A 26,560-nucleotide genomic window follows, 5' to 3' on the forward strand; every position below is an offset into this window, starting at 1 on the left:
CGAGGAAGACACAGACTTATGACTGACGAAGAGCGCCCCGACATCAACGCCGGGCACAACCACGGCCGCATCGACCAGGTCGACCTGCAGTCGGAGATGCAGCGCAGCTACCTCGACTATGCGATGAGCGTCATCATCGGTCGCGCACTGCCCGACGTGCGCGACGGGCTCAAGCCCGTGCACCGCCGCGTGATCTTCGGGATGTACGACGGCGGGTACCGGCCCGACAAGTCGTTCTCGAAGTGCACCCGCGTCGTCGGCGAGGTCATGGGTCAGTACCACCCGCACGGCGACAGCGCGATCTACGACACCCTCGTGCGCCTCGTGCAGCCGTGGTCCATGCGCTACCCGCTCGCGCTCGGCCAGGGCAACTTCGGCACGCCCGGCAACCAGGGCGCGGCCGCCCCGCGGTACACCGAGACGAAGATGGCTCCCCTCGCCCTTGAGATGGTGCGCGACATCGAGGAAGAGACCGTCGACTTCGAGGACAACTACGACGGGCGCACGCAGGAGCCCACGGTCCTGCCCGCGCGGTTCCCGAACCTGCTGGTGAACGGATCCGTCGGGATCGCGGTCGGCATGGCGACGAACATCCCGCCGCACAACCTTCGGGAGGTCGCGGCCGGCGCCCTGTGGGCGCTGGAGAACCCGGAGCTGCCGCGCGAGGAGGTCCTCGGCGGCCTCATGCAGCGGATACCCGGCCCGGACTTCCCGACGGGCGCCCAGATCCTCGGCAACAAGGGGATCCACGAGGCGTACCGCACGGGGCGCGGGTCCATCACGATGCGCGCGGTCGTGAACGTCGAGGAGATCCAAGGCCGCACCTGCCTCGTCGTGACCGAGCTGCCCTACCAGGTGAACCCCGACAACCTCGCCGTGAAGATCGGTGAGCTCGCCCGCGAGGGGCGCGTCACGGGCATCGCGGACATCCGCGACGAGACCTCGGGCCGCACGGGGCAGCGGCTCGTCGTCGTTCTCAAGCGCGACGCGGTCGCGAAGGTCGTGCTGAACAACCTCTACAAGCACACCGACCTGCAAACGAACTTCGGCGCGAACATGCTCGCGATCGTCGACGGCGTGCCGCGCACGCTGCCGCTCGACCGCTTCATCTCGCTGTGGATCACCCACCAGCTCGAGGTCATCGTCCGGCGCACCCGGTTCCGGCTGCGCAAGGCCGAGGAGCGCATGCACATCCTGCGCGGCTACCTCAAGGCGCTCGACGCGCTCGACGAGGTCATCGCGCTGATCCGTCGGTCGCAGACGGCCGACGACGCCCGCGAGGGGCTCAAGGCCCTCCTCGATATCGACGACCTGCAGGCCGACGCGATCCTCGCGATGCAGTTGCGCCGCCTCGCGGCGCTCGAGCGGCAGAAGATCGTCGACGAGGCCACCGAGCTTGAGGCGAAGATCGCCGACTTCCTCGACATCATCGGCAGCGACGCGCGCCAGCGCGACATCGTCAAGACGGAGCTCACGGCGATCGCCGACAAGTTCGGCGACGACCGCCGCACCGAGATCCTCCCCGGGTTCGACGGCGACGTGTCGATCGAGGACCTCATCGCCGAGGAGGAGGTCGTCGTCACCGTCACCCGCGAGGGTTACGTCAAGCGCACCCGCAGCGACCTGTACCGCAGCCAGCACCGCGGCGGGAAGGGCGTGCGCGGCGCGCAGCTGCGCGCGGACGACGTCGTGGAGCACTTCTTCGTCACGACGACGCACCACTGGATCCTGTTCTTCACGAACACGGGTCGCGTCTACCGCGTCAAGGCGTACGAGCTGGCCGAGGCCGGCCGCGACGCGAAGGGCCAGCACGTGGCGAACCTGCTCGCGCTGCAGCCCGACGAGCAGATTGCCGAGGTGATCGAGCTCAAGAGCTACGAGGACACCGAGTACCTCGTGCTTGCGACCCGCAACGGCCTCGTGAAGAAGACGCGCCTGACGGAGTACGACTCGAACCGGCAGGGCGGCATCATCGCGATCAACCTGCGCGACGGCGACGAGCTCGTCGACGCGCTCCTGGTCAACGGCGACGATCACATCCTGCTCATCAGCCGCAAGGGCATGTCCCTGCAGTTCGCCGCCGGCGACGACTCGCTGCGGCCGCTCGGCCGCTCGACGTCGGGCGTCAAGGGCATGTCGTTCCGCGAGGACGACGAGCTGCTGAGCGCCTCCGTCGCCCGCGCCGACACGTACGTGTTCACGGTCACCGACGGCGGCTGGGCCAAGCGCACGCCGATCGCCGAGTACCGGCAGCAGGGCCGCGGCGGTCTCGGCATCAAGGTGGCCAAGCTCAACGACGACCGGGGCGAGCTCGCGGGCGGTCTCGTGGTGTCGGAGGACGACGAGGTGCTCGTCGTCCTCGCCAAGGGCAAGGTGGTACGCTCGGCCGTTGCCGAGGTGCCCTCCAAGGGCCGCGACACCATGGGAGTCGTGTTCGCGCGCCCCGACAAGGGCGACCACATCCTGACGATCGCGCGCAACAGCGAGCGGGGCCTGGGTGAGGGCGAGACCGACGAGCCGGCGACCGACGCCGCTCCCGAATCCGCAGAAGGTGACGCATGAGCACGGTAGCTGACAAGCTCGCGAAGAAGTCCGCGCAGAAGTCGTCCTCGAAGCAGGTGCGCCTGCGGCTCGTCTACGTCGACTTCTGGTCCGCGGTGAAGCTCTCCTTCCTCGTGGCGATCGCCGTGGCGATCGTGACGCTCGTGTCGTTCCTCCTCGTGTTCCTCGTCGTGCAGTCGACGGGCCTGATCGCGCAGGTCGACGAGTTCGTCTCGAGCTTCAGCGACGGCGCCTTCTCGATCCAGGCCGCGGTCGGACTGCCGCAGGTCTTCGCCTTTGGATCCGTCGTCGCGATCCTGAACCTCGTCGTCGTTACCGTGCTCGGCGCGGTGGCCGCGGGCATCTACAACATGGCGGTCAAGGTCACGGGCGGCATGCTCGTGGGCTTCACGTCCAACTGACCGCGCGAGCGAACAAGAGGGGCGGATCCGACGGATCCGCCCCTCTTGCGTGTGGTGGACGCGCGCGGCACGCCCGGGATCCGCGGCCGAATTGGTGGCGGCAAGGCGCGTGATGTATGCTCTTGAAGGTTGACGCCGAGAGGTTGTCACACGGGGCTATAGCTCAGGCGGTTAGAGCGCTTCACTGATAATGAAGAGGTCCCAGGTTCAAGTCCTGGTAGCCCCACCATCCCTTCCCGCGGGGCCTTAGCTCAGTTGGTAGAGCGCCTGCTTTGCAAGCAGGATGTCAGGAGTTCGAATCTCCTAGGCTCCACAGTCTCCCTCTCCGGCGCCGGTCCTCACCTCTCGAGGATTCGCGTGAGCTCCTCCAGGTCGCGCTCGACCGCGCGGCAGTCCTCGTCGAACTGCGCGTCCGTCATATCGCGCTGCCGGCCACACAGGCAGATGGTCTGGCTCGGCCGCGTAGGAGTACACGACGTGGGGTGGGGGCGCGATGACGCGGGAGAGGTGACGCGAGCGCATCGGCCGAGTGTCGCACCCGGCGGCCGGGAATGCCATGTCCCCGGGGCGACGTTGGGGCAGATGTGGCGCCACACGCGTCACCGCAACGATGGAAAGGACTCCCATGCCGATTCTCGGTTCCAGCGACATCGAGGTTTTCCCGCTCGCCCTCGGCGGCAACACCTTCGGATGGACGAGCGATCGCGACACCTCGTTCGCCGTGCTCGACGCCTACCTTGCGGGCGGCGGCAACTTCATCGACACGGCAGACGCGTACTCGGCCTGGGCACCGGGCAACGCGGGCGGCGAGTCCGAGACGATCATCGGTGCTTGGCTCGCAGCGCGCGGACATCGCGAGGACGTCGTCATCGGGACCAAGGTCAGCCAGCACCCCGAGTTCCGGGGGCTCGCTGCGAAGAACGTCGCCGCGGCCGCCGACGCCTCGCTCCAGCGCCTGGGGACGGACTACATCGACGTCTACTACGCGCACTTCGACGACGCGGACACGCCGCTCGAGGAGACGGTCGCCGCCTTCGACGCGCTCGTGACGGCCGGCAAGGTCCGCGCGGTCGCGGTGTCGAACTACGCGCCCGAGCGGATCGACGAGTGGTTCCGGATCGCCCGTGAAGGCGGGTACGCGCTGCCCGTCGCGCTGCAGCCGCACTACAACCTCGTGCACCGGCGCGACTTTGAGGGCGCCCTCGCCGACGTCGCGGCGCGCGAGAACCTCGCGGTCGTGCCATACTTCGCCCTCGCCAGCGGATTCCTGACGGGCAAGTACCGCACCCGCGAGGACCTGGCGGGAGCCTCGCGCGAGCAGATGGCCAACGGGTACTTCTCGGAGGAGGGGCTCGCCGTCGTCGCGACGCTCGACGACATCGCCGCCGCGCACGGCACCCAGCCGGCCGCCATCGCACTGGCGTGGCTGGCGGCACAGGATCTCGTCGCGGCGCCGATCGCGAGCGCACGGACGGTCGAGCAGCTGCCCGCGCTGCTCGATTCCGCGCGCGTGACGCTGACGGCCACGGAGCGCGAGGCGCTCGACGCGGTCTCGGCGCGCGTGCCGTGATCGGACGCGCCGCGGCCCGGCTCGGGCCGCGGCGCGAACTAGGCTGGGGTAAGTGCCCGAGATCGACCTGCTGACCCTCTGCCTCCTCATCCTGGCGGGGCTCCTCGCCGGGTGGGTGGACGCGGTGGTCGGCGGCGGCGGGCTCATCCAGCTCCCGGCCTACCTGCTCGTCCCGGGCCTCGCGCCGATCCAGGCGCTCGCGACGAACAAGCTCTCCAGCATCATGGGGACGTCCGTCGCCGCCGCGACCTTCGCGCGGCGGGTGAAGCCGGATCCGCGCACCGCCATCCCGCTCGCCGTCATGGCGCTCCTCGGCGCGGTCCTCGGCGCGACGATCGCCTCCCTCATCCCCGCCGAGGCGTTCACCCCGATCATCCTCGTCATTCTCGTCGGGGTCGGGGCGTTCACGGTCCTGAAGCCCCAGATGGGGGTCCACGCGACGCAGCGCTGGCACGGATGGCGCCACGTCGCGGGGGCGGCGGGTATCGGCCTCGTCATCGGCACCTACGACGGCGCCCTGGGACCCGGCACCGGATCCTTCTTCGTCATCCTCCTCGTGAGCGTTCTCGGGTACGCGTTCATGCCCGCGTCCGCCCTCGGGAAGATCGCGAACTTCTGCACGAACCTCGGCGCGCTGCTGTTCTTCATCCCGGCCGGCCACGTCGTGTGGGGGCTCGGGCTCGCGGTCGGCGCGGCGAACCTCGTCGGCGGCTACCTCGGCGCGCGCATGGCTGTCTCGCGCGGCAACCGCTTCGTCCGGATCGTCTTCATCGTCGTCATCGCCGCGCTCATCCTGAAGCTCTCTTACGACCTCCTCAGCGGGGCCTGAACCCCCAGGCGACGGCTACTACGCTCGGGGGCATGGACGCGCGACGGGCATGGGTGAGCCAGGCGATCGGACTCCTCGAGGCCGACGCCAACCGGAGCGCCGACACGCACCTGCACGTGTTCCCGCTCCCGCCCGAGTGGGGCATCGACCTCTACCTCAAGGACGAGTCCGTCCACCCCACCGGGTCGCTGAAACACCGGCTCGCGCGCTCGCTTCTCCTCTACGGGCTCGTGGGCGGGCGCATCGGCCCGGGGACCACCCTCGTCGAGGCATCGAGCGGATCCACCGCTGTGAGCGAGGCGTACTTCGCTCGTATGCTCGGATTGGAATTCATCACGGTCGTGCCGCGCTCGACGAGCGCCGAGAAGATCGGCCTGATCGAGTTCGCCGGCGGCCGGTGCCACTACGTGGACGACCCCATGGCCGTCTACGGCGAGGCGGAGCGGCTGGCCGCCGAGAGCGGCGGCCACTACCTCGACCAGTTCGCGTACGCCGAGCGGGCGACCGACTGGCGCGGCAACAACAACATCGCGGACAGCGTGTTCGGCCAGATGACGCGCGAGCGGCACCCGATTCCCACGTGGATCGTTGTGGGCGCGGGCACGGGCGGCACGAGCGCGACGTTCGGCCGGTACCTCCGGTACCACCGGCACGAGACGCAGCTCGCGGTCGTGGATCCGGAGGGATCCGCGTTCTACGACGCGTGGCGCACGGGCGACCACGGCTACGAGACCGGTCGCGGCAGCCGCATCGAGGGCATCGGCCGCCCGCGCATGGAGCGATCCTTCCTCCCGGAGATCGTCGACGAGATGATGCGTATTCCCGATGCGGAATCCATCGCGGCGGTCCGGCTCCTGCGCGACCACACGATGCACTGGGCGGGCGGATCCACGGGCACAAACCTCGCCGGCGCCTTCCGCCTCATCTCCCGCATGCGGGAGGAGGGGCGCACCGGATCCGTCGTGACGCTCCTGTGCGACGGCGGCGCGCGGTACCAGAACACCTACTACAGCGACGCGTGGGTCGCGGAGCAGGGCCTCGAGATCGGCCCGGTCCGCGCGCGGATGGACGACTTCCTCGAGACGGGACGGTGGCGAGATGGCTGAGCACGATCGCGCGCGGCGGGTCGTCGACGGCGTCAAGAACGCGGTCTGGAGCGACCCCGCGAAACGCCAGATGACGGAGGCCTTGCCCATCGTCGATGAGACGATGGCGCAGCGCATCATCGACCTCGCGATGCGCGTCGCCGAGGTCATGCTGTCGGTGGGCGCGTCGGCGAAGGAGGTCGTCCTCGCCGTCCTCCGGATCACGGCCGCATACGGGCTGCGGAGCGTCCACACGAACGTCACGTTCAACTCCGTCACGCTGTCGGATCACCGCAACGGCACGGGCCACCCGATCACCGTCATGCAGGTCGTGCGCGCGGCGGTGCCGGATCACGCGAAGCTCCAGCGTCTCCAGGCCCTCGTGAACGACATCGAAAGCGGGCTCCCGCTGAACGAGGCCGTCACGCGCTTCCACACGATCCGGCGCACGCCGTTCATGTACCGCACGGGCGTCGTGGTGGTCGTCCAGGCGCTCCTCGCCGTCGCCGTGGCCCTCATGTTCGGCGCGAGCTGGGTGATCCTCCTCGCGGTCTTCCTCGCGGGCCTCGGCGTCGCGACCTCGCAGGTCCTTCTCGGCAAGGCGCGGGTTCCGCTGTTCTTCAGCCAGATCGTCGGCGCCCTCGTTCTCACGGCGATCACCGTGCTCCTGGCATGGCTCGGGGCGAACGGCGTCGAGCCCTTCGACGGGGTGCGCTCCAGCCTCGTCGTCTCGAGCGGCATCGTCCTCCTCCTCGCGGGGCTCGCCGTGGTCGGCGCGGCGCAGGACGCGATCGACGGGTTCTCTCTCACCGCGGGCGGGCGGCTGCTCGACCTGACGGTCATGACGATGGGCGTGGTGCTCGGGATCCTCGTGGCCCTCGAGATCGCCGGTCAGATCGGGGCGTCGCTCGAGGTGCCGAGTGAGGCGACGGCCATGGGACCCGCGTTCGGCCAGGCGGCGGGCGCGGTGGTGATCGCCGCGGCGGTGGCGATCATGAACGGATCCGGCATGCGGATCATCGCGGTCAGTGCGGGCCTGGGCCTGCTCGGGTGGGGCGGCTGGTACCTCCTCGGGACGGTGCTCCTCGCGCCGTCGTCGGCCGCGTCGTTCGGCGGCGCGCTCGTCGCCAGCTTCGTCGGGTCCCTCGTTGCCGACCGGCTCAAGGTTCCGTCGGTCGCCGTCACGACGGCGGCGATCATCCCGATGGTGCCGGGCGCGGCCGTCTTCCGCGGCCTGCTTGGGGTCGTCGAGGCGGGCAGCGATACGGCCGCGCTCATGGCGGCGTTCGACGCCCTCTTCACGGCGGGCATGATCGGCATCGCGCTCGCGGCGGGTGCCACGCTCGGGATCTTCCTGGGGAGCCCGCTTCGGGCGCGGATCGGGGGGCGGCGCGTGGCGCTGCGCTCCAAGGCGCGCGGGGGGTCGGGCGCCGCCGGGACGGCCGCGTTCGAGGTCGTGCCCGCGTACCGCACGACGGAGACAACGCCGGTGCCGCAGGATCCGCCGGCGACGCTGCCCGTCGCGGAGGCCTCGGATCCGCACCCGATCACGAAGCCCTACGACGAGGCGGTCGACGGCCCGCTCTGAGGATCCGGCCCGCCGAGGTGCGGGCCGATCGCGTCGAGCGCCGGCAGGCCCACGAGGTCGTCGACCAGCGGCACGCGCGTGACGGGCGCGCCGAGGTCGAGGCCCTCCAGGAGCGCCTCCTCGCGGGCGCGGCGCGCGGGAAGCGCCGCCGGTGAGAGCCGGTTTGCGACGGCGGCGACGAGCGGGACCCCGATCCGCGCGAGCTCCTCAGCGACCTCGCGGCTCTCCGCGACCGGCAGCGGCTCGGGCACGAACACGAGCACGAAGCCGGCGACCCGCGGATCCGCGAGGGCGTCGCGCATCGCGGCGAACCGTTCGCGGCGCCTCCGCAGCACGCGACGGAGCTCGGCGTCGCGGTCGGACGTGTCGCGCGTGCCGCCCAGCGCGCCGTACGCGGCCGAGAACCGCTCCGACCGGTCGCGGTTCGCCAGCAGATTCTCGGCCCACGTCGTCATGCGCTCCGGGCTCGCGAGCAGGTGCAGGGTGTGGCCCGAGGGGGCCGTGTCGAACACGACGCGGTCGTACTCGGCGAGCCCCATCGCGAGGGCGTCGGCGACGGCCTCGAGCACGGCCGACTCGTGGGTCCCGGGCGCCTCGCGCGCCGCCGCGAGATGGGCGCGGGCGGCGCCGTGGAGGCGTTCGGGGAGCAGCCCCGTCATGGTGCGCGCGACCGCCGCGAGGTGGCGGTCGACCGTGGCCGCGGGGTCGATCTCGATCCCGTCGACCCGCCCGGCCCCCCGCCACAGGGGCGTGGGTCGCTCGCCGACGGGGCGCTCCCAAAGGTGACCGAGGTTGTGCGCCGGATCCGTCGAGACGACGAGCACGCGCTCGCCCCCGCGCGCCGCCGCGAGGGCGAGCGCGGAGGCGACCGAGGTCTTGCCGACCCCGCCCTTGCCGCCGACGAAGAGCGCGCGCCGGCCCGCCAGCTGGTTCAGCAGCACGAGATCGACTCGAGCGGGCTCTGTGGGATGCCCGCGCGGCGGTGCCACTCGTGGAAATCGTCGTACACGGCGGGCAGGAGCTCCGCGGAGTAGTAGGCGGCGGGATCCGGAACCCCGAGCGACTCCGCGAGCACGGCGAGCATGAAGTGATCGTCCTCCTCCCGCCGCGCCCGCGCAAACGTCTGCCGGTATGGCCCCGCGTAGAACTCGCGGAGCCCGTCCTGGATCCGCGCCCACCGCCCGCCGGTCATCGCGTTGGCACGGTGCCCGTGACGTGGTCGGTCAGGTCGGCGTCCTCCGGCTCCGGATCCTCGCGGGCCGCGCGCCGGAGGGCCGTGAGCCCCTCTACCGCGACCCAGACCGCGGCGACGATGATCACGACGTCCAGCACGAGCAGCAGCCAGTTCGTGTCCGTGCCGCCGTTCCAGAACGTCCCCACCTGGAGGATGGCCGCCCAGAACGCCGCGACGAACACAACGACGAGCGGCACGAGCGCGACGAACACGTTCCGCCGCTTCCGGAGGAGCATGATCGACACGATGATGAGCGTCAGAGATGCGAGCAGCTGGTTGGTCGTGCCGAACAGCGGCCAGATCGTGAGGCCGCCGGATCCGTCCACGCCCTGGCTGAAGACGAGGCCCACGCTCACGATGAGCACGAGGATGGTCGAGACGATCGTGTTCATGCGCACGCCGACCGCCTCGCCGGCCTCCTGGAACACGAAGCGCAGTAGGCGCACGCCCGTGTCCATCGTTGTCGCGGCGAACAGGACGGCCATCGTGGCCAGGACGGTCGCCGAGAGCGACTGCGGCAGCCCCAGGCCCATCTCGATGATGTTGCCGCCGCCCTCGACGAAGGCGTTCACGCCGCCCGCGCCGAAGGCACTGTAGATCTCCTCCCAGCGCGCGACGGTCGAGATTCCGGCCGTCGTGGCGATGATGGATCCGAGCGCGAGCATGCCCTCGCCGACCGCGCCGAAGTACCCCACGAAGCGGGCGTCCGGCTCGCGGTCGAGCTGCTTCGAGGAGGTGCCGCTCGCGACGGCGCCGTGGAACCCGCTGATCGCGCCGCACGCGATCGTGACGAACAGCAGCGGCCAGATCGACGGGGTGCCCTCCGGGACCGCGGTGTTGATGGCGGGCGCGACGAAGCCGTTGCCGAAGACGAGGCCCGCGACGAGGGTCCCGACGAACAGGATCGCGAGGCCCACGAAGAGCTGCACGCCGTTGATGTAGTCGCGCGGCTGCAGGAGGAGCCAGACCGGCAGCAGCGAGGCGATCCCGGCGTAGACGAACAGCGCGATGATCCAGAAGGTCGCGGGGCTCATACCGAGGATCGGATCCGGCAGTACCACGGGCACCTGGTCGCCGAGGAAGATGAGCCCGTACAGCGCGACGACGCCGATGATCGTGACCGCGAGCAGATTCCAGCGCAGCTTGTACACGGCGATGCCGATGAGGGCCGCGACGGGGATCGCGCCCCAGGCCGGGATGACGGCCGAGGGGTTCGCGAGGAGAAGGTCCTTGATGACGACCGCGAACGCCGCGACGACCATGAGCAGCAGCAGCGCGATCACGAGGAGGAACACGGAGGATCCGCGCCGCCCGATGTAGCGCGCGGCGAGGGATCCGATCGAGCGTCCCTTGTTGCGCTCGGAGGCCCACAGCGCGCCGAGGTCGTGCATGCCCGCGAAGAAGACGGTGCCGATCGTGACCCACAGGAAGGCGGGGAGCCAGCCCCAGATCACCGCGATCGCGGGGCCGACGATCGGCGCCGCGCCCGCGACGGAGGTGAAATGGTGCCCCCAGAGGACGAACTTGTTCGTCGGGACGTGGTCCACGCCGTCGTTCTTCTCGTGCGCGGGCGTCGTGAAGGCGGGGTCGAGCCGCAGCACGCGTCGCGAGAGATAGCGCGAGTAGACGAGGTAGCCGGCCGCGAAGATCGCGAGCCCGACGAGGAGGAGGATGACGGAGTCCATCGGAGGCCTTTCTGTCGGCGCTGACAGCAAGTGGTCTGGTCCATTCACCCTATCGGTCTTGCGCCGATACGCTGGGGGCATGACGCGGCGGATCCTCGTTCTCAACGGGCCCAACCTGAACCTGCTCGGTACGCGCGAGCCGGAACTGTACGGATCCGCGACGCTCGCGGACGTCGAGGAGCTCGCCGGGCGCACGGCGGCGGACCTCGGATTCGACACGCGCGCCGTGCAGTCGAACGGCGAGGGCGCGATCGTCGACGCGATCCACGCGGCCCGTGAGGACTGCGCGGCCATCGTGATCAACGCCGGCGCCTACACCCACACCTCCGTCGCCATCCGCGACGCGCTCGCGGCCGTCGAGCTCCCGTTCGCCGAGGTGCACGTGACCAACGTGCACGCGCGTGAGCCGTTCCGGCACCACTCCTACCTCAGCGACCTCGCCGAGTGCGTCATCGTCGGCGCGGGCATCGACGGATACGCGTTTGCCGTGCGCCGGCTCGCGCGCATCGTGGGGTAGGAGCCGTCAGCGGATGTCGTCGATCGGCTCCGTGATGTCTGCGACCGTCGCGCCGTAGGACGCGATGAGCGCGTCGGCCTCGACGGACATCGCGAACCCGTGCGCGCCGGCGCCCATCGACACCCGGCGCCCGCTCATGCGCTCATCGGCATATACCGGCCACGCCGTGGTCGACCCGACCGGGACGATCGTGCCGCGCTCGTAGCCGGTCGCCGCGAGGGCGAGCGCCGCCTCGGGGAGCCGCAGCTTGTTCACGCCGACGACGGCGCGGAGCTTGGGCCAGGAGATCGACCGGTCGCCCGGGACGAGGGCGAAGAAGAACTGGTCGCCCTTGCCCTTGACGACGAGGGACTTGACGATGTCGGTTGGGGTAATCCCGCGCAACCGGGCGGCCTCCTCGAGCGAAGCGGCGCGCGGGGAGGGGCGCACGTCGATCTCGAGGCCGCGCTCCGCGGCCGCCTCGCGCACGCGGCGGGTGGGGTCTTCGGCGCTCATGGGTCCTCTCGGAGATGAGAAACGTGCGGGACCCGCAAGAGCGGATCCCGCACGTGACGGGGGCGACTTAGGCGTCGGGAGCCGCGACGGGCTCGTCGGCGACCCACAGCTCGTCGTCAGCCGCGAGCGTCTTCCACGCGACGACGAAGATGCCGACGGCGGCCGCGACGCCGAGGATGGCCGCGATGACCGCACCGGCGCTCGTGCTCTTCTTCGGCGGGACGACGACGGTCTTCCGGCCGAGCTTCTCGGCCGCCGCGTCGTACGCGCCGAGCGCGCGCCCGATCACGCCGCCAGCGGCGGGGATGACGGTGGCGGCGACGAACTTGTTGCTCTTCGCGTAGCCCTTCTCGACGTAGGGCCGCGCCTTGTCGACGTACGGCTCGACGTAGTCGTGGTACTTCTTCCGCGCCTCGGGCTGCAGCACCTCGTGATTGAGGGCGCCCAGCTGGCGTCCGGCCTCGCGGGCCATATCCGCGGCCTCGGCGGCGACCTGTCGCTGCGCCTCCAGCACCTTGTTGGCGGTGCCCTGCAGCTTGCGGAGCTCCTTCTTGCGCTTCTTGCTGAGGCTGACGCTCACGTGTGCCCTCCCGCGTAGTGACGAACTTTCGTCCATCCTGCCACGGTGATCGCTTCTGCGGCGAGGTCATCGCGTTTCTCTGGAAGAATGGGCGCATGACTCAGCACACCGCCGTCGCGACCGTTCACACGAACCACGGCGACATCGTCATCAACCTCTTCGGCGACCACGCCCCGGTCACGGTCGACAACTTCGTCGGCCTCTCGACGGGCGAGAAGGAGTGGCAGGACCCGCGCACGAACGAGAAGGGCGACGGCCCCCTCTACCAGGACGTCATCTTCCACCGCATCATCCCCGGCTTCATGATCCAGGGCGGCGACCCGCTCGGCCAGGGCATCGGCGGACCCGGCTACAACTTCGACGACGAGATCCACCCCGAGCTGAACTTCAACGAGCCCTACGTCCTCGCGATGGCGAACGCGGGTAAGCGCCCCAACGCCATCACGGGCAAGATGAGCGGCACGAACGGCTCGCAGTTCTTCATCACGACCGACCCGACGCCGTGGCTGCAGGGCAAGCACACGATCTTCGGCGCCGTCGCCGACGACGCCTCGAAGAAGGTCGTCGACGCGATCGCCGCGGTTCCGACCGGCGCCATGGACCGCCCGACTGAGGACGTCGTGATCTCCTCGATCGACATCGCCACGGTCTGACCCCCACCCCTCCTCCGCGAAGCTCTGCCTGATCGGATCCCGCCCGCAGTGACGTCGACGACGCCCTCCCGCAACCCCGACAACTACTGCTACCGGCACCCGGACAGGCAGAGCTTCGTGCTGTGCCAGCGGTGTCTGCGCACCGTCTGCCCCGAGTGCCAGACGCAGGCGTCCGTGGGCGTGATCTGCCCGCAGTGCCTGAAGGAGCAGAAAAAGAACCGCACGCCGGCCCAGAAGCGCGCGGCGCGGCGCTGGGGGCGCGGCGGCGGATCCGTGCTGTCCTCCTTCGGCTCCGGCGACACCAAGGTCATGACGGCACTCTTCGTCGTCACCGCCGTGGTCTATCTCCTGCAGATGCTCGGATCCGTGGTCCCGGGCTTCCGCGTCGAGAGCTGGCTCTTGTTCTGGGCGCCGCTGATCTACCCCGAGGCGTCGGGCACCTTCCAGCCGTGGCGGATCCTCACCGCCGCCTTCGTCCACTCGAGCTTCTGGCACCTCGCGCTCAACATGCTCGCGCTGTGGATGGTGGGTCGCGTGCTCGAGCCGCTGCTCGGGTCCGCCCGCTTCCTGGCGACCTACCTGCTGAGCGCGGCGGGCGGGTCCGTCGTCGTCGCGCTACTGTCGTTCGGCACGCCCGTCGTAGGAGCGTCCGGGGCGGTGTTCGGCCTGTTCGGGGCGCTCGTCGTCATCGGGCGTCGCGCCGGCGCCAACATGACGGGCATGCTCGTCGTGCTCGGCATCAACCTCGTCATCGGGTTCCTCCCGGGCATGAACATCTCCTGGCAGGCGCACGTCGGCGGCCTCGCGGTCGGCGCGCTCGTCGGCCTCATCCTCACGCGCACCCGCCGGCGCACGCAGCGCGGGCTGCAGATCGGACTCCTGATCGGCCTCGGCCTCGTGCTCGCCGCGGCGCTCCTGATCCCGCCGCTGACGGGCTTCGTCACGCTCACCTGACGCCCGCGCGGGCGCGAGTTGTCCCCAGGTCTGTCCACCGGATCCGCGGGGTTATCCCCGGCTCGGGGCTCGCTGTCCCCAGGAGTCGGGGAGTTGTTCCGCGCTTATCCACCCGTTTTCCACGGATATCGCGGGGTTATCCCCGGAGTTATCCACAGGTCTGTCCCCAGTTGGGGAGAATGACACGCGTGTTATTCACAGGTGGGGATGGCCCTGTGGAGGAATCACACGGTTGTCATTCGCGGGCGCGGCGGCACGAAAACGGGCGCCTGCCGCCACCGTGGGGTGGGGCAGGCGCCCGGGAGAACAGGGGAGTCAGCGCCAGCGCGTGGCCATGATGAGGCCGACGAACGCGAGGCCGCCGCCGATCGCGAGGTTCCAGGCGCCGATGTCGGGGATCGGGAACTGCGAGCTCGAGAGGTAGAACACGAGGATCCACGCGAGCCCGAGCAGGAAGAAGGCCACCATGACCGGCTTGAACCACGCGGGGTTGGGGAGCGGCTCACCCGGGACGTGGGTGATCTCGTCGTCCTCGTTTTTCTTTCGCGCCATGCGGGCCATTCTACGGGAGGCGGCAGTCCTCGCCGGGACGCGCGCACGAGAATGCCCGCCGGCGCCGGAGGCGCGGACGGGCATTCGGGTGACGCGGTCTTACATGGGGGGCATGAGGACCGAGTCGATCAGGTAGACCGTCGCGTTCTCGGTCTGGACGCCGCCGCAGACGATGGTGGCGTCGTTGACCATCCAGTCGTCGCCGGATCCGGTCACCTCGACGTCGGCGCCCTGCACGGTTGCGTGGGTGCCCTCGATGTCGTCCGGCGCGATCTGGCCGGGCACGACGTGGTACGTCAGCACCGACGTCAGGAGGTCCGCGTCGGTCGAGAGCGTGTCCAGCGTCTCCTGGTCGACGGCCGCAAACGCGTCGTCCACCGGGGCGAAGACCGTGAACTCGTCGCTGTTGAGCGTGTCGACGAGGTTGACGTCGGGGTTCAGTTCGCCCGAGACCGCCGAGACGAGCGTCGTGAGCAGCGGGTTGTTGGACGCGGCCGTCGCGACCGGGTCCATCGCCATGCCCTCGATCGAGCCGTCGCCGTCCGGCACGGCCTCCGCGTAGTCTGCGCAGCCCGGGCCGACGAGGTTCGCGGCCGGGTCCATGGCCTCCTCGCTGGGCTCCTGCTCCTCCATGGGGGCGGTGGACTCCATCTGGTCGTCCGCCGTGTTGTCTGCCGTGTCGCCGTCCGACATGCACCCGGTGAGCGCAAGTGCCGCCACCGCCGTCATCGTCAGTCCGCCGCCGATACGCACGCTGTTGCGAAACATGTGATCCTCCTCGATGTCCTGCTCTGCACGCCCTGGGGGCGAGGCGCCGCCGTGTGGCGGCCTCAACGGTCATTCGGGGCCGGTTCGAAACCGGATGGGAAAAAGTTCGACGAATATCGCGCCCATCCGGATCCGCCGGCGCGACGAATACCCCGTGAGCCTCGGGCGGGGCAGTACGGGAAGGGAGGGGTGATGGGGCATGCTGGTCCTCATGACGCACGAGCACGACACCGCGTCGCCCCCTGCCGACGGCGATGCCGTCGGCGACCTCCTCGTCGAGGTGGCACGGGGCGACCGCGAGGCGTTCGCCCGCGTCTATGACCTCATGTCTCCGCGCGTGTTCGGCGTGATCCTGCGGGTCCTCGTCGACCGGGCCCAGGCGGAGGAGGTCCTGCAGGACGTCTTCCTCGAGGTCTGGGAGCGCGCGGGACGGTTCGCGCCCGACCGCGGCCAGGGCCGATCCTGGATTTTCATGATCGCGCACCGCCGGGCCGTGGACCGGGTCCGCTCGGCGCAGGCGAGCATCGACCGGGACGAGAAGATCGGCCGCCGCGACACGGCGGTCCCCTACGACGGCGTCGCCGAGAGCGCGGAGCTCCGGATCGACGGGCGTCGGGCTCGCGACGCCCTGTGGGAGTTGCCGGATCCGCAGCGCGAGGCCCTGTCGCTCGCCTACTTCGGCGGGTACAGCCAGCGCGAAATCTCGGAGATGCTGAAGACTCCGCTCGGAACGATCAAGACACGAATGCGCGACGGAATGATGCGCCTGAGAGACGAAATGGGGGTGTCACCCGCATGAATGAGGACGAGTTCTGGGAGCTTGCGGCCGGGTACGCCGTCGGCGCGCTCTCGGCCGAGGAGGAGCGCGCGCTCCTCGGCGCGGCCGCGGGCGACCCGCAGCGCCAGCGGATCCTCGACGAGATGGTCGAGACCTCGGCGGCGTTCGCCGAATCGGTCCCGGAGGTCGCGCCCCCGCCCGGCATCCGAGACGCCCTGATGGCGAACCTCGGCCCGCAGGAGGCGTCGGCGGATCCGCGGGTCGACGCGGCTCCTGCCGTCCCAGCCGAGGCGGACGCGTCGGCTCCGGCCGAAGCCGCCGAGCGCCCCGCGCCGGCCGCCCACGCCGCCGCCGCGCCGCGCCGACACCGCAGGCTCTTTGCGCTCGCGGCCGCCGTCGTGCTCGTGGTCGGCATCGGGGCGGGGATCCTCACGCTCACGCAGACGCTCGACCGCACGCCGGCCGAGGTCGCGCTGGAGCAGATCGTCGAGTCCGGCGATCACTCCCGCGCCGATGCCGAGATGGCGAACGGGGGCGCGGTCGTGCTCGACTGGTCGGCCGAGACCGGCACGGCCGTTCTCACGGCGGAGGGCCTGCCCGATATCGCGGAGGACCAGCAGTTCGAGGCGTGGTTCGTGCGCGACGGGGCCCCCATCCCGGCGGGCGTGTTCGACGGCACGAGCGAGGCCCAGGCGGTCCTCGAGGGCACGATGCACGAGGGCGACCTCGTGGCGATCACGGTCGAGCAGCACGGCGGATCCGACTCGGGCCTTCCGACGAGTGACCCGATCGTCGCGGTCGAGACCGCCTCGTAGGCTCCGCGCCTAGTCCTTCCCGTTCCCGTTCCCGTTGCCGCTCGCGTTCCCGCTGTTGCCGGGAGCCTCGTCGGCGGGCTCCCCGGTGCACTGGGTGAGCGTCACCGACGAGTGCACGCCGACGTCCCCGGGGGCGGGGTCCTGGGCGTGGACGGTGGGCGTGTCCGCGGCCTCGCAGCTCGCGTCGTCGATGACGTCGGCGGTCAGGCCGAGCGACTCGAGCTCCGCGGTTGCGGCGTCGATCGTGAAGCCCTGGAGGTCGGTGACGGTGACGCGCCCGGTCGCGACCGTGAGGTCGACCGTCGCGCCCTCGAGGAGCTCGTCGCCCTCCTCGACGCGGTCGCCGCCGGACCGCGCGGCGAGCACGGCGCCATCCTCGGCGTCGGGGTCGTTGCGCGGCACGACGCGCCCCACCTGGAGGCCCGCGTCCGTGATGGCGGCGCGCGCGTCCTCCTCGCTCGCGCCCACGAGCTGCGGGACGGCGACGACGAGCCGGCCCTCCGAGACGATGATCTCGACGGAGGATCCGATCGTCACGGAGGTTCCCGCGGCGGGATCGGATCCGATCACGACGCCCTCGTCGATCGTGTCGCTCGGCTCCGTATCGGTCGTGACCGTCAGACCCGCCGACTCGAGCTCCGAGATCGCGCGCTCCTCGGTCATGTCGGCGACGTTGGCGACGTCGACCGTGTCGGCCGCGCGCAGGTCGAGCGGATCCATCCGCACGAGCCAGAACACCACCGCCACGACGAGCGCCGCGACGAGCGCGACGCCGGCCCAGACCCACGCGACGGGAGGGCCGGACTGCGTCCGCGCCGCGCCCGTCTCGCGCGACAGCTGCGTGAGGGTGTGCTGCGCCTCGGCCTGCGCCTGGTGCTGGTCGCCGTAGAGCTCGTGCGTCAGCGCCGCGAGCTGACGCGTCGACATCGCATCGCCGTCCACGGCCGCGTCGAGCGCCTCGCGGAAGGCCCCTGCGTCGTCGAAACGCTGCGCCGGATCCTTCGCGAGCGCGCGCAGCACGATGCTATCGAGCTGCGCGGGAGCGCCGGGGCGCGCCTGAGACGGCGGCACGGGCGCCTCGCGCACGTGCTGGTACGCGACGGACACGGGGGAGTCGCCGCGGAACGGCGGGTGCCCGACGAGGAGCTCGTAGAGCACGACGCCCGTGGAGTACAGGTCGGCGCGCGCGTCGACCGCCTCGCCCTTGGCCTGCTCGGGCGAGAAGTACGCGGCGGTGCCGAGGATGGTCGTCGTCTCGGCGACCGTGGCCGACGTATCGCTCACCGCGCGCGCGATGCCGAAGTCCATGACCTTGATCTGGCCGTCGGGCGTGACCATGACGTTGGCAGGCTTGATGTCGCGGTGCACGACGCCCGCGCGGTGCGAGTACTCGAGCGCCTCGAGGATCCCGTCGACGTACCGCGCGGCGTCCTCGGCGCCGAGGGGCCCGGCCGCGGCGACGTCCTTCAGGAGCGTGCCGCGCACGAACTCCATCACGATGAACGGCGTGTGGCGGGTCCCGCCGCGACCGTCGTCGTCGAGGTCCTCGCCGGCGTCGTACACGCGCACGATGAGCGGGTGTGCCATGCGGCTCGCGGCCTGCGCCTCCTGTCGGAAACGCAACCGGAAGGTGGCGTCCCCCGCGAGGTCCTCGCGGAGTACCTTGACGGCGACGGTGCGCCCGAGGGTGAGGTCGTAGCCCCGGTACACGCTCGCCATGCCGCCGCGACCGATGAGCGAGTCGATGCGATAGCGCCCGGACAGCACGCGGTTCTGCTGCACGGGGGGCGTCATCGCCTGCGTCGGCTCGTCTGCCACGAGTTGGCCTCCCCGAGTCGTGTCCTGCGCCGTCTCGCCCAGGGTAGCCGAGGGCGCGACGGCTCCCTCTCAGCGAGCCCTACAGGAGGTCGTCGTCGGCGGGGGCCTGCTCGTCCGATGCGTCCGGGTCGTCCGACTCGGTGTCGGTCGAGGACTGCGTCGGCGTGGGCGTCGGCGTCGGCGTCTCCTCGGCGGGCGGGGCGACGGTCTGCACGGCGTCCATGCCCGTCTGACCCGACTCGCGCTGCTCCGTGCCCGAGCACATGGCGCTGTAGGCGGCCGAGACGAACTGATCGGTCTCGCTGATCGTCACGGTCGCCGACGTCGTGGACGGATCGAACGACTGCGACGTCGAGCCGTCGGAGAAGGCCGCGCCGGAGAGGGTGACGTTGTAGGCCGAGACGGACCCCGTCCCGCTCGGGCAGGTGTACGCGGCCCAGTTGAGCTGGGCCTCCTCGCCGCGTACGAGCTCGCTCTCGCTGAAGGCGGGCGCCGTGCTCGGCGCCGGAATGTCGACGAGGTTGCCGTAGGAGGTGACGGTGACCGCGGTGCCGGGGTCGACGAACCCGCCCGGGTCGACGTTGTAGATCACACCCACCTGGTCGGAGCTGGCCGCAGAGTCGCCCGACACGCAGTTCAGGGTGATTTGCGCGTTCTCTTCAGAGACCCGCTGGTTCGCCTCGTCGCACGTCATGCCCTCAAGGCCTAACGCCGTGACGTCGACCCGATCGACCGTCGGCGTCGGCGTCGGGGTGGGCGTCTGCGTCGGGGTCTCCGACACCGACGGGCTCGCGGTCGGCTCGGGGTCGTCGCCAAAGAATCCCGTCGCCATGCCCCACACGGTGCCGATCAGGACGAGCGCGAGGAGGACGATGAGCGCGATGAGCGGCCACGTCCATGGGCTGCGCTTCTTTTTCTTCTCCTCGTCCGGGCCATCCTCGGTGGTCATCGGCAGCGCCGCCGTCGTCGGCATCATGGTCGTCGCCGCGCCCGTGGCACCGAGGAGCTGGGTCATCGCGTCGTCGTCGCCGAGGGTTCCCGCGGCCGCGATCATGGGCGCTGCCGCGACGGCGGCCTCCAGGTCGCCGCGCCGCAGGGCGTTGCAGGCGCGGGAGACGGCGGCGGCCGAGGCCGGGCGCTCGTCGGGCTTCTTCGCGATCATCGCCATGACGAGGCGACGCACGGGGACCGGCACGCTCTCGGGCAGGGGCGGCGCCGTGTCGTTGATCTGCGCCATCGCGATCGCGACCTGCGACTCGCCCGTGAACGGGCGCTTCCCGGCCAGCGACTCGTACGCGACGATGCCGAGCGAGTAGATGTCAGTCGCGGGGCTCGCGGGGTGACCGGAGGCCTGCTCGGGCGAGAGGTACTGCACGGTTCCCATCACCTGGCCGGTCGCCGTGAGCGGCACCTGGTCGGCGATGCGCGCGATGCCGAAGTCGGTGATCTTCACGCGCCCGTCTGGCGTGATGAGGAGGTTTCCCGGCTTGATGTCGCGGTGCACGAGCCCCGCCGCGTGCGCGGCCTGCAGGGCCGACGCGGTCTGCGACACGTAGTCGAGGACCTGGTCCGAGGGCAGCGAGCTCTCGCGCTCGAGCAGCGTCGAGAGCGCCTCGCCCGGCACGAGCTCCATGACGAGGTACGCGGATCCGTTCTCCTCGCCGTAGTCGAAGACACTGGCGATGCCCTCGTGGTTGACGAGCGCGGCGTGGCGGGCCTCGGCGCGGAAGCGCTCCAGGAAGCCCGGATCCCCCATGTACTCGTCCTTGAGGATCTTGATCGCGACCGTGCGCCCGATGACGTGATCGGTCGCCTCCCAGACCTCGCCCATACCGCCGATGGCGATGCGGGAGATCAGCTCGTATCGCCCACCGAACGTCACACCTTGCGTTGGCCTCATTGTGCGAGCACCGCCTCCATGACCTTCTTCGCGATGGGAGCCGCGATCGTGTTTCCCGAACCTGTCTGTCCTACTCCGCCGCCGTCTTCCACCACGACGGCCACGGCCACCTGCGGATCGTCCGCGGGGGCGAACCCGGTGAACCAGAGGGTGTACGGATCACCGTCGGCGTTCTCCGCGGTACCCGTCTTCCCGGCCACGTCGACGCCTTCTATTCTTGCACCCGTGGCGGCGCCTTCCGCGACGCTCGAGACCATCATGTCGGTCACGGCATTCGCCTCGTCGGCCTCCAGCGCGCGACCCCACTCCGAGGCCGTCGTGCTCTCCTGCACCGACAGGTCGTCCCCGAGGATCTGGTCCACCATGGTGGGCTGCATCACGACGCCGTCGTTGGCGATGCCGGCCGTCGTTAGCGCGACCTCGAGCGGGGTCGCGACGACCTGGCCCTGGCCGAATCCGGTCAGGCCGGTCTGATCGTCGCTGAGGTCCGCCGGGTAGTTCGACGCGGTCACGGCGAGGGGGATCGAGAAGTCGGCGTTGTATCCGAACTTCTCGGCCTGCTCGCGGATGGCTTCGTCCCCGAGCTCCACGGCGAGCTCGGCCATGGGCACGTTGCAGCTCAGGGAGATGGCCGTCGCGAGGGTCACCTCGTCCCCGCCGCCGCACGTGCCGCGCGAGGCGTTGTAGACGTTCGTCGACGTCCCGGGCAGCTCGTAGGCGGCGAGGTTGTCGAAGGTGCTGTCCGGGGTGTAGTCGCCGGAGGCGAGTGCGGCGGACGCGACGACGAGCTTGAAGGTGGATCCGGGTGGATACCACTGGCTCGTCGCGCGGTTCACGAGCGGATCGCTCTCGTCGGCCGCGAGCGCGTCGTACGTCTCCGTCGCCGCGGACCCGTCGTGCACCGAGAGGGCGTTCGTGTCGAAGCCCGGCGTCGAGACGAGCCCGAGCACGCGCCCCGAGTCGGGCTCGATCGCCACGACGGCGCCCGAGTACCCCGCGCCGACCATGGCCTCGTACGCCGCGCGCTGCACCTCTGGGTCGAGGCTTAGTTCGACCGACGAGCCCCGGGGGGCCTGGCCGCTGATGATCCGCTCGAGCCGCGCGAGGAACGCGGAGTTCGCGAAGCCCGACAGCTCCTGGTTCATGGCCTGCTCGATGCCGGACGCCGATCCGAGGGCGGGGTTGAAGAACCCCGTCACGGAGGACCACATCTCCGGATCCTCGTACATGCGCTGGAAGGCATAAAGGTCGTCGGTCGACTGGGACCGCGCGATCTGCGTGCCGCCCGCGATGATCGGACCGCGGCGCACCTCGTACGAGTCGTAGAGGGTGCGGCGGTTGTTCGGGTCGCTCGCGAGCGAATCCGCGTGCACGACCTGGATGATGCTCGTCGACGCGAACAGCGCCACGAACATGAACACCACGATGATGCTCAGGCGACGGATCTCCTTCGTCATCAGCCGATCACCGCCCTCGGTTGACGTCGTACGGCGTCGCTGACCCGAAGGAGGATGGCGACGATGAGCCAGTTCGCGAGGAGCGAGGATCCGCCCGCCGCGAGGAAGGGCGTCGTCAGGCCCGTCAGCGGGATCACGCGGGTGACGCCGCCGACCATGATGAACACCTGGAGCGCGAGCGTGAAGGACAGCCCGACCGCGAGGAGCTTGCCGAAGTCGTCCTGGCCCGCCACGCCGACCCGCGCGCCGCGGCTGACGAACACGAGATAGAGCGCGAAGATCGCGAACAGCCCCACGAGTCCGAGCTCCTCGCCGAGGCTGGGAATGATGTAGTCGCTGTTGGCCACGGGCGTCAGGGCGGGGCGGCCCTGGCCGAGACCCGTGCCGAACAGCCCGCCGTGCGCGAGGCCGAAGATGCCGTTGACGAGCTGGTAGCTGCCGCCCGCGGGGTCGTTGTACAGCTCGTTGTCGAAGGCGTGGATCCACGCGTTGAACCGATTGTGGACGTACGGCATCACGAAGGTCGCCGCGACCGCGCCCGCCGCCGCGAGGCCTACGCCGATGAGCACCCAGCCGGTCTTGCCCGTCGCGACGTAGAGCATCGCGACGAACATGCCGAAGATGAGCATTCCCGTGCCGAGGTCGCGCTGCGCCACGATGATGACCATCGAGACCAGCCAGATCACGAGCAGCGGTCCGAACTCGCGGGCGCGCGGGAAGGTGAACCCGAGGATCCGCCGCCCCGTCGAGGTCAGGCTGTCGCGCGTGCGCACGAGGTAGCCGGCGAAGAAGATCGCGAGGCAGATCTTCGCGATCTCGCCCGGCTGGAAATAGAAGCCCGCGACGTGGATCCACACGGTCGCGTTGCCGCCGCCGTTGAGGAAGGGCACGAACGGCAGGACGAGGAGCACGAGGCCCGTGAGGCCGAACACGTACGTGTAGCGGAACAGGACGCGGTGGTTCGCGAGGAACCAGACCGTCAGCGCCGCGAGCGCGACCGACAGCATCGCGTACTCGAGCTGGTGCTGGCCCGCCTCCGTGTCGAGCGAGAGGTCGATCCGGTAGATCATCGCCGATCCGAGCCCCGTGAGGAGCAGCGCGATGGGTAGGAGGAACGGATCCGCCTGCGCGGCGCGGATCCGGAGCACGACGTGCAGGGCGAGCGCGAGCGCCGACAGGACGCCGACGATGACGAGGATCCCCGTCTGGATCTCGCCGAGCGCGCCGAACTGCACGAGGACGAACGCGGCGCCGGTGAGCACGATCGCGCCGATCAGGAGGAGAAGCTCGCGGTTGCGCAACCGCTGCGCGGCGCGGATCCGCCGGAGGTCCCGCGTGACGCCGCGGTCCTTCTTCGCCTTCTCGTCGGGGGTGACGTCGGTCATTCGTCGCCTCCTTCCGAGGGGGTCGGCGACGGCGTGGCCGAGCGGGTCGGCGTGGGGGTCGCGCTCGGCGTGGGCTCGAGGTCGGCGGGATCGGCATCCTCGTCGGCCGTGCCCGCGTCGAGCCGCACGCTGAGGTTCTCGACGATCTGCTGCGCCTCGGCGAGAGAGCTCGCGCTGATGGTCTCGACGATCCGGTCGCGCCACGCGGCCGGCAGGTCCTCGAGCAGGATCCCCGTGTCCTCGTGGGGCGTCGCGAGCGCGATCGGGCCGACGGACTGCTGGATGCCCTGGTAGATGACGATGCTGTCCTCGTCGGCGCCGACGAAGTAGCGCGTCTGGGTCCAGCTGTAGAACGCCACGGCGCCCGCCGTGAGGGCCGCGATGAGGAGCACGAACGAGGCGATCCCGACGACGCGGCGCCGGCGCGTGCGGCGCCGGTCCTCGGCGATGAGCTCCTCGAGGTATTCCGTGTCGGGCTCGAAGTGGCTCGGTTCGTTCGCGGCCGCGCGGGTCGGGTGCAGCCAGCCCGTGGGCAGCAGCGACCGGGACGCGGGGACGACCACGCCGTTCGGGTTCGAGGCGGATCCGACGATCGTCGGCGTGCCCGTGTAGAGGGGGTGCTGGCCGCCGACGTCGACGATGACGATCGTGACGTTGTCGGGGGCGCCGCCGTCGAGCGCCTGCTTCAGGAGGCTGTCCGCGGTGCGCGCGGGGGGCATCTCCTGCCGGAGGGTCTTCGACAGGTGCGCCTCGTCGACGACGCCCGAGAGGCCGTCGGAGCACAGAACCCAGCGGTCGCCGGGCCGGGTCGGCATGATGAACGTGTCGACGTCCGGGTGGGCGTCCATGTCGCCGAGGACGCGCATGAGCACGGACCGGCGGGGGTGGAAGCGCGCCTCCTCCGGCGTGATGCGGCCGGTCTCGACGAGGCGCTGCACGAAGGTGTGATCGGTCGTGATCTGCGTGCACTCGCCGTCGCGGAACAGGTAGATCCGCGAGTCGCCGATGTGGCCGATCACGGCGTACTCGTCGACCATGATGATCCCGCTCACGGTCGTCCCGAGCCCCGCGAGCTCGGGCCGGCGCGCGGCGACGTCGATGAGGTCGCTCGCGGTGGAGACGATCGTGTCGCGGAGCGCCTCCTCGGCGCGGGCCGGGGTGTCGAAGTGCGCGTCGAGCGCCTGCAGGCGGCTGATGGCGACCGCCGAGGCGACGTCGCCGCCGGCGTGGCCGCCCATGCCGTCCGCGACGACGAAGAGGTTCGAGCCCGAATAGCCCGAGTCCTGGTTGTTCGACCGCACGCGCCCCGTGTGGGAGATGGCGGCGCTGGATCCCTCGAAGACCATCGGTCGGCGGCTACTTCCGCAGCTCGAACGTCGTCGCGCCGATCTTGATGGGCGCGCCCACCTTCACGGCCACGGGCGAGTTCGGGGCGACCTTGTGCCCGTCGTGGAACGTTCCGTTCGTCGAGTCGAGGTCCTGCAGCATCCACTGATCGGCGTACCGCACGAGCCGCGCGTGGTGGCTGGAGGTGTAGTCGTCGCGGATGACGAGGCCCGCGTCCGAGGAGCGCCCGATCGTGAGCGGGTCGGATCCGAGGGGGATCTCGAGGCCCTCCTTCGGACCGGACGTAATGACGATCTTCGTCGCGGTCCCCGTCGTCGCGGGCGCCGCCGCGGCCGCGCGCGGAATGTCGTGCGCGACGGTCTGGGCGTTCGGATCCGCGGGCCCGGCGGGTGCGGGCGCGCGGGTCATGCTCGGGGCCTCGGGCAGCTTCTGCACGCGGCCGCCGAACACGTCGGCGCGCAGGGCGAAGATCAGGATGAAGACGAACACCCACAGCAGCAGGAGAAACCCGTACTGGAGGATGAAGAGGGTCAGCTCGCTCACGACCGGCCTCCCCGGAAGGCGTCGATGATCTGCGTCGCGTCCTGCTGGTCGGGGAGCGGGCGTCGCGTCGGCTGCGCCGTCGCGACCACGCGGAAGACGATGTTCGTCCGCCCGATCGTGATCGTCTGCCCGTCCGCGAGACCCGCCTCGCGGATGCGCTGGCCGTCGAGCTTGGAGCCGTTCGTGGAGCCCAGGTCGCGGACCATAGCGCGCTCGCCGTCCCACAGCACCTCGACGTGGCGGCGGCTCGTGCCCGAGTCGGCGATCGTGATGTCCGAGTCGGAGCCGCGGCCGATGACCGTGCGCGCCTGCGAGATGGTGTGGCGGCGGCCGTCGACGTCGAGCGCCGCCTGCCAGGAGACCTGCCCCTCGGGGGAGGAGCTCTCGACCTCGATCGTCCCGGTCGCGACGCCGTCCGACGCGCGCACCTCGATCGCGAGGGGGCCGGAGAAGCTGTAGCCCTGCGCCCGCGCGTGCTTCTCGACGACGGAGCGCAGCTCGGCGTCGAGCGCCGAGCCCAGGCCGCGCATGCGCTCGGCGTCGGCGGTGCTCAGGCGCACCTCGAAGCGGTGCGGGGTGAGGATCCGCTCGCGGCTGACGACCGCGGCCTTCGTGTCCATCTCCCGCCGCAGCGCCGCGGCGATCTCGACGGGCTGAATGCCGCTGCGGAAGGTCTTCGCGAACGCGCCGTTGACGGCGCGCTCGAGGCCCTTCTCGAAGCTGTCAAGCAATCCCACGGTGCTCCTCGGTGTCGGTACGGGGTATGCGTCATGGTACTGGTGGCGGCTGTGGCCCGCGGGAGCCGGCCGATTCGCGGCGCCCCGTGGGGACATGCTATTCTCGGGAAGTTGAGTTCGTGCGTAGCGCGAACGCGCGCAAGTGGCGGAATCGGTAGACGCGCTGGCTTCAGGTGCCAGTGTCCTTACGGACGTGGGGGTTCAAGTCCCCCCTTGCGCACAGCGAGCCCCGGTCAGATCTGACCGGGGCTTTTTCGTCCCCGGGCGGCCGCGGCGGGAACCGCCGAGTTCCTCCTGGATCCCGCGG

General features: G+C 70.5%; 25 protein-coding genes and 3 tRNA genes. 14 read left to right on the forward strand and 14 right to left on the reverse strand.

Features of this window, described 5'->3' with window-relative positions:
• Nucleotides 1–18 precede the first annotated feature (18 nt).
• From gyrA to GJQ66_RS08035, 8 genes are all read left to right on the forward strand, one after another.
• Nucleotides 19–2,562: a DNA gyrase subunit A gene (gene gyrA / locus GJQ66_RS08000; protein ID WP_155048814.1), complete on the forward strand. Its 2,544-nt coding sequence runs from the start codon at nt 19–21 to the stop codon at nt 2,560–2,562.
• The gene (locus tag GJQ66_RS08005; RefSeq protein WP_155048815.1) at nt 2,559–2,963 is read left to right on the forward strand and encodes a DUF3566 domain-containing protein; all 405 of its coding nucleotides are present in this window, start codon (nt 2,559–2,561) and stop codon (nt 2,961–2,963) included. Before gyrA ends, GJQ66_RS08005 begins: the two co-directional genes overlap by 4 nt.
• 152 nt (nt 2,964–3,115) lie before the next feature.
• Nucleotides 3,116–3,192 (forward strand) — tRNA-Ile (locus GJQ66_RS08010).
• 11 nt (nt 3,193–3,203) lie between these two features.
• Nucleotides 3,204–3,276 (forward strand) — tRNA-Ala (locus GJQ66_RS08015).
• Between the two features lie 312 nt (nt 3,277–3,588).
• Nucleotides 3,589–4,533 (forward strand): aldo/keto reductase, encoded by a 945-nt coding sequence (locus GJQ66_RS08020; protein ID WP_155048816.1) that lies wholly within the window; start codon nt 3,589–3,591, stop codon nt 4,531–4,533.
• A 52-nt stretch (nt 4,534–4,585) separates the two neighbouring features.
• Entirely contained in the window at nt 4,586–5,362 is a 777-nt protein-coding gene (locus tag GJQ66_RS08025) for a TSUP family transporter (protein WP_166314962.1), read from the forward strand.
• 32 nt (nt 5,363–5,394) lie between these two features.
• Nucleotides 5,395–6,468 carry a PLP-dependent cysteine synthase family protein gene (locus tag GJQ66_RS08030; protein ID WP_155048817.1) on the forward strand — a complete coding sequence of 358 codons (1,074 nt, stop codon included), beginning with the start codon at nt 5,395–5,397 and terminating at the stop codon, nt 6,466–6,468.
• Entirely contained in the window at nt 6,461–8,035 is a 1,575-nt protein-coding gene (locus tag GJQ66_RS08035) for a threonine/serine exporter ThrE family protein (protein WP_196215840.1), read from the forward strand. Before GJQ66_RS08030 ends, GJQ66_RS08035 begins: the two co-directional genes overlap by 8 nt.
• On the opposite strand, the gene GJQ66_RS08040 is transcribed toward GJQ66_RS08035, so the two are convergent.
• From GJQ66_RS08040 to GJQ66_RS08050, 3 genes are read right to left on the reverse strand one after another with little or no spacing between them, the layout of a single operon-like run.
• On the reverse strand, nt 8,005–8,976 hold the full coding sequence (locus GJQ66_RS08040; RefSeq protein WP_368732803.1) for an ArsA family ATPase: 972 nt from the start codon (nt 8,974–8,976) through the stop codon (nt 8,005–8,007). The two genes, GJQ66_RS08035 and GJQ66_RS08040, sit on opposite strands and share 31 nt — an antisense overlap.
• The gene (locus GJQ66_RS08045; protein WP_155048818.1) at nt 8,967–9,227 is read right to left on the reverse strand and encodes a cory-CC-star protein; all 261 of its coding nucleotides are present in this window, start codon (nt 9,225–9,227) and stop codon (nt 8,967–8,969) included. The genes GJQ66_RS08040 and GJQ66_RS08045 overlap by 10 nt, the downstream gene beginning before the upstream one ends.
• Nucleotides 9,224–10,954, reverse strand: a complete 1,731-nt coding sequence (locus tag GJQ66_RS08050; RefSeq protein WP_155048819.1) for a carbon starvation protein A — start codon at nt 10,952–10,954, stop codon at nt 9,224–9,226. The genes GJQ66_RS08045 and GJQ66_RS08050 overlap by 4 nt, the downstream gene beginning before the upstream one ends.
• Before the next feature lie 79 nt (nt 10,955–11,033).
• On the opposite strand from GJQ66_RS08050, the gene aroQ reads away from it, so the two are divergent.
• Nucleotides 11,034–11,471 (forward strand): type II 3-dehydroquinate dehydratase, encoded by a 438-nt coding sequence (gene aroQ, locus GJQ66_RS08055; protein ID WP_155048820.1) that lies wholly within the window; start codon nt 11,034–11,036, stop codon nt 11,469–11,471.
• Between the two features lie 6 nt (nt 11,472–11,477).
• Here the strand turns inward: aroQ and GJQ66_RS08060 are convergent, their stop codons facing one another.
• A complete protein-coding gene (locus GJQ66_RS08060; protein ID WP_155048821.1) occupies nt 11,478–11,966 on the reverse strand; it encodes an aminoacyl-tRNA deacylase in 489 nt (162 codons plus the stop codon).
• Between the two features lie 67 nt (nt 11,967–12,033).
• The gene (locus GJQ66_RS08065; RefSeq protein ID WP_368732804.1) at nt 12,034–12,546 is read right to left on the reverse strand and encodes a DNA helicase; all 513 of its coding nucleotides are present in this window, start codon (nt 12,544–12,546) and stop codon (nt 12,034–12,036) included.
• A 95-nt stretch (nt 12,547–12,641) separates the two neighbouring features.
• Here GJQ66_RS08065 and GJQ66_RS08070 point away from each other — a divergent pair, with 95 nt between their 5' ends.
• Nucleotides 12,642–13,199, forward strand: a complete 558-nt coding sequence (locus GJQ66_RS08070) for a peptidylprolyl isomerase (protein ID WP_155048823.1) — start codon at nt 12,642–12,644, stop codon at nt 13,197–13,199.
• Between the two features lie 48 nt (nt 13,200–13,247).
• Nucleotides 13,248–14,153 carry a rhomboid family intramembrane serine protease gene (locus tag GJQ66_RS08075; RefSeq protein WP_368732805.1) on the forward strand — a complete coding sequence of 302 codons (906 nt, stop codon included), beginning with the start codon at nt 13,248–13,250 and terminating at the stop codon, nt 14,151–14,153.
• A gap of 315 nt (nt 14,154–14,468) precedes the next feature.
• On the opposite strand, the gene GJQ66_RS08080 is transcribed toward GJQ66_RS08075, so the two are convergent.
• Both GJQ66_RS08080 and GJQ66_RS08085 read right to left on the reverse strand, forming a co-directional pair.
• Nucleotides 14,469–14,705, reverse strand: coding sequence for a cell division protein CrgA (locus tag GJQ66_RS08080; protein ID WP_155048825.1), 237 nt, complete (start codon nt 14,703–14,705; stop codon nt 14,469–14,471).
• Between the two features lie 99 nt (nt 14,706–14,804).
• Complete coding sequence (locus tag GJQ66_RS08085; protein ID WP_155048826.1) at nt 14,805–15,473, reverse strand: fasciclin domain-containing protein; 669 nt, start codon at nt 15,471–15,473, stop codon at nt 14,805–14,807.
• 211 nt (nt 15,474–15,684) lie between these two features.
• Here GJQ66_RS08085 and sigK point away from each other — a divergent pair, with 211 nt between their 5' ends.
• Nucleotides 15,685–16,272 carry an ECF RNA polymerase sigma factor SigK gene (gene sigK / locus GJQ66_RS08090; RefSeq protein WP_230379444.1) on the forward strand — a complete coding sequence of 196 codons (588 nt, stop codon included), beginning with the start codon at nt 15,685–15,687 and terminating at the stop codon, nt 16,270–16,272.
• On the forward strand, nt 16,269–17,066 hold the full coding sequence (locus tag GJQ66_RS08095; protein WP_155048828.1) for an anti-sigma factor: 798 nt from the start codon (nt 16,269–16,271) through the stop codon (nt 17,064–17,066). The genes sigK and GJQ66_RS08095 overlap by 4 nt, the downstream gene beginning before the upstream one ends.
• 9 nt (nt 17,067–17,075) lie before the next feature.
• Here the strand turns inward: GJQ66_RS08095 and pknB are convergent, their stop codons facing one another.
• The 7 genes from pknB to GJQ66_RS08130 all read right to left on the reverse strand — a co-directional run bounded on the left by pknB (nt 17,076) and on the right by GJQ66_RS08130 (nt 26,253).
• A complete protein-coding gene (pknB, locus tag GJQ66_RS08100; protein WP_368732806.1) occupies nt 17,076–18,884 on the reverse strand; it encodes a Stk1 family PASTA domain-containing Ser/Thr kinase in 1,809 nt (602 codons plus the stop codon).
• A 79-nt stretch (nt 18,885–18,963) separates the two neighbouring features.
• Nucleotides 18,964–20,784, reverse strand: a complete 1,821-nt coding sequence (locus tag GJQ66_RS08105) for a serine/threonine-protein kinase (RefSeq protein ID WP_155048829.1) — start codon at nt 20,782–20,784, stop codon at nt 18,964–18,966.
• Nucleotides 20,781–22,241 (reverse strand): penicillin-binding transpeptidase domain-containing protein, encoded by a 1,461-nt coding sequence (locus GJQ66_RS08110; protein ID WP_155048830.1) that lies wholly within the window; start codon nt 22,239–22,241, stop codon nt 20,781–20,783. The genes GJQ66_RS08105 and GJQ66_RS08110 overlap by 4 nt, the downstream gene beginning before the upstream one ends.
• On the reverse strand, nt 22,241–23,626 hold the full coding sequence (locus GJQ66_RS08115) for an FtsW/RodA/SpoVE family cell cycle protein (RefSeq protein WP_155048831.1): 1,386 nt from the start codon (nt 23,624–23,626) through the stop codon (nt 22,241–22,243). The genes GJQ66_RS08110 and GJQ66_RS08115 overlap by 1 nt, the downstream gene beginning before the upstream one ends.
• Entirely contained in the window at nt 23,623–24,972 is a 1,350-nt protein-coding gene (locus GJQ66_RS08120) for a PP2C family serine/threonine-protein phosphatase (protein ID WP_155048832.1), read from the reverse strand. The genes GJQ66_RS08115 and GJQ66_RS08120 overlap by 4 nt, the downstream gene beginning before the upstream one ends.
• A 10-nt stretch (nt 24,973–24,982) precedes the next feature.
• Nucleotides 24,983–25,516, reverse strand: coding sequence for an FHA domain-containing protein (locus tag GJQ66_RS08125; protein ID WP_368732807.1), 534 nt, complete (start codon nt 25,514–25,516; stop codon nt 24,983–24,985).
• Nucleotides 25,513–26,253 (reverse strand): FhaA domain-containing protein, encoded by a 741-nt coding sequence (locus tag GJQ66_RS08130; RefSeq protein ID WP_368732808.1) that lies wholly within the window; start codon nt 26,251–26,253, stop codon nt 25,513–25,515. The genes GJQ66_RS08125 and GJQ66_RS08130 overlap by 4 nt, the downstream gene beginning before the upstream one ends.
• A gap of 136 nt (nt 26,254–26,389) precedes the next feature.
• Between GJQ66_RS08130 and GJQ66_RS08135 the strand changes: the two genes are divergently transcribed.
• Nucleotides 26,390–26,473 (forward strand) — tRNA-Leu (locus GJQ66_RS08135).
• Nucleotides 26,474–26,560: the final 87 nt, after the last annotated feature.

Source organism: Microbacterium sp. ZXX196 (assembly GCF_009709595.1).
Lineage (GTDB): Bacteria > Actinomycetota > Actinomycetes > Actinomycetales > Microbacteriaceae > Microbacterium > Microbacterium excoecariae.

Bases quoted from the DNA above. Each gene is read 5' to 3' on its own strand.
- gyrA (WP_155048814.1), top strand. From the start codon at position 19: ATGACTGACGAAGAGCGCCCCGACATCAACGCCGGGCACAACCACGGC.
- GJQ66_RS08005 (WP_155048815.1), top strand. From the start codon at position 2,559: ATGAGCACGGTAGCTGACAAGCTCGCGAAGAAGTCCGCGCAGAAGTCG.
- GJQ66_RS08020 (WP_155048816.1), top strand. From the start codon at position 3,589: ATGCCGATTCTCGGTTCCAGCGACATCGAGGTTTTCCCGCTCGCCCTC.
- GJQ66_RS08030 (WP_155048817.1), top strand. From the start codon at position 5,395: ATGGACGCGCGACGGGCATGGGTGAGCCAGGCGATCGGACTCCTCGAG.
- GJQ66_RS08035 (WP_196215840.1), top strand. From the start codon at position 6,461: ATGGCTGAGCACGATCGCGCGCGGCGGGTCGTCGACGGCGTCAAGAAC.
- GJQ66_RS08045 (WP_155048818.1), bottom strand. From the start codon at position 9,227: ATGACCGGCGGGCGGTGGGCGCGGATCCAGGACGGGCTCCGCGAGTTC.
- GJQ66_RS08050 (WP_155048819.1), bottom strand. From the start codon at position 10,954: ATGGACTCCGTCATCCTCCTCCTCGTCGGGCTCGCGATCTTCGCGGCC.
- aroQ (WP_155048820.1), top strand. From the start codon at position 11,034: ATGACGCGGCGGATCCTCGTTCTCAACGGGCCCAACCTGAACCTGCTC.
- GJQ66_RS08060 (WP_155048821.1), bottom strand. From the start codon at position 11,966: ATGAGCGCCGAAGACCCCACCCGCCGCGTGCGCGAGGCGGCCGCGGAG.
- GJQ66_RS08070 (WP_155048823.1), top strand. From the start codon at position 12,642: ATGACTCAGCACACCGCCGTCGCGACCGTTCACACGAACCACGGCGAC.
- GJQ66_RS08080 (WP_155048825.1), bottom strand. From the start codon at position 14,705: ATGGCGCGAAAGAAAAACGAGGACGACGAGATCACCCACGTCCCGGGT.
- GJQ66_RS08085 (WP_155048826.1), bottom strand. From the start codon at position 15,473: ATGTTTCGCAACAGCGTGCGTATCGGCGGCGGACTGACGATGACGGCG.
- sigK (WP_230379444.1), top strand. From the start codon at position 15,685: ATGACGCACGAGCACGACACCGCGTCGCCCCCTGCCGACGGCGATGCC.
- GJQ66_RS08095 (WP_155048828.1), top strand. From the start codon at position 16,269: ATGAATGAGGACGAGTTCTGGGAGCTTGCGGCCGGGTACGCCGTCGGC.
- GJQ66_RS08105 (WP_155048829.1), bottom strand. From the start codon at position 20,784: ATGAGGCCAACGCAAGGTGTGACGTTCGGTGGGCGATACGAGCTGATC.
- GJQ66_RS08110 (WP_155048830.1), bottom strand. From the start codon at position 22,241: ATGACGAAGGAGATCCGTCGCCTGAGCATCATCGTGGTGTTCATGTTC.
- GJQ66_RS08115 (WP_155048831.1), bottom strand. From the start codon at position 23,626: ATGACCGACGTCACCCCCGACGAGAAGGCGAAGAAGGACCGCGGCGTC.
- GJQ66_RS08120 (WP_155048832.1), bottom strand. From the start codon at position 24,972: ATGGTCTTCGAGGGATCCAGCGCCGCCATCTCCCACACGGGGCGCGTG.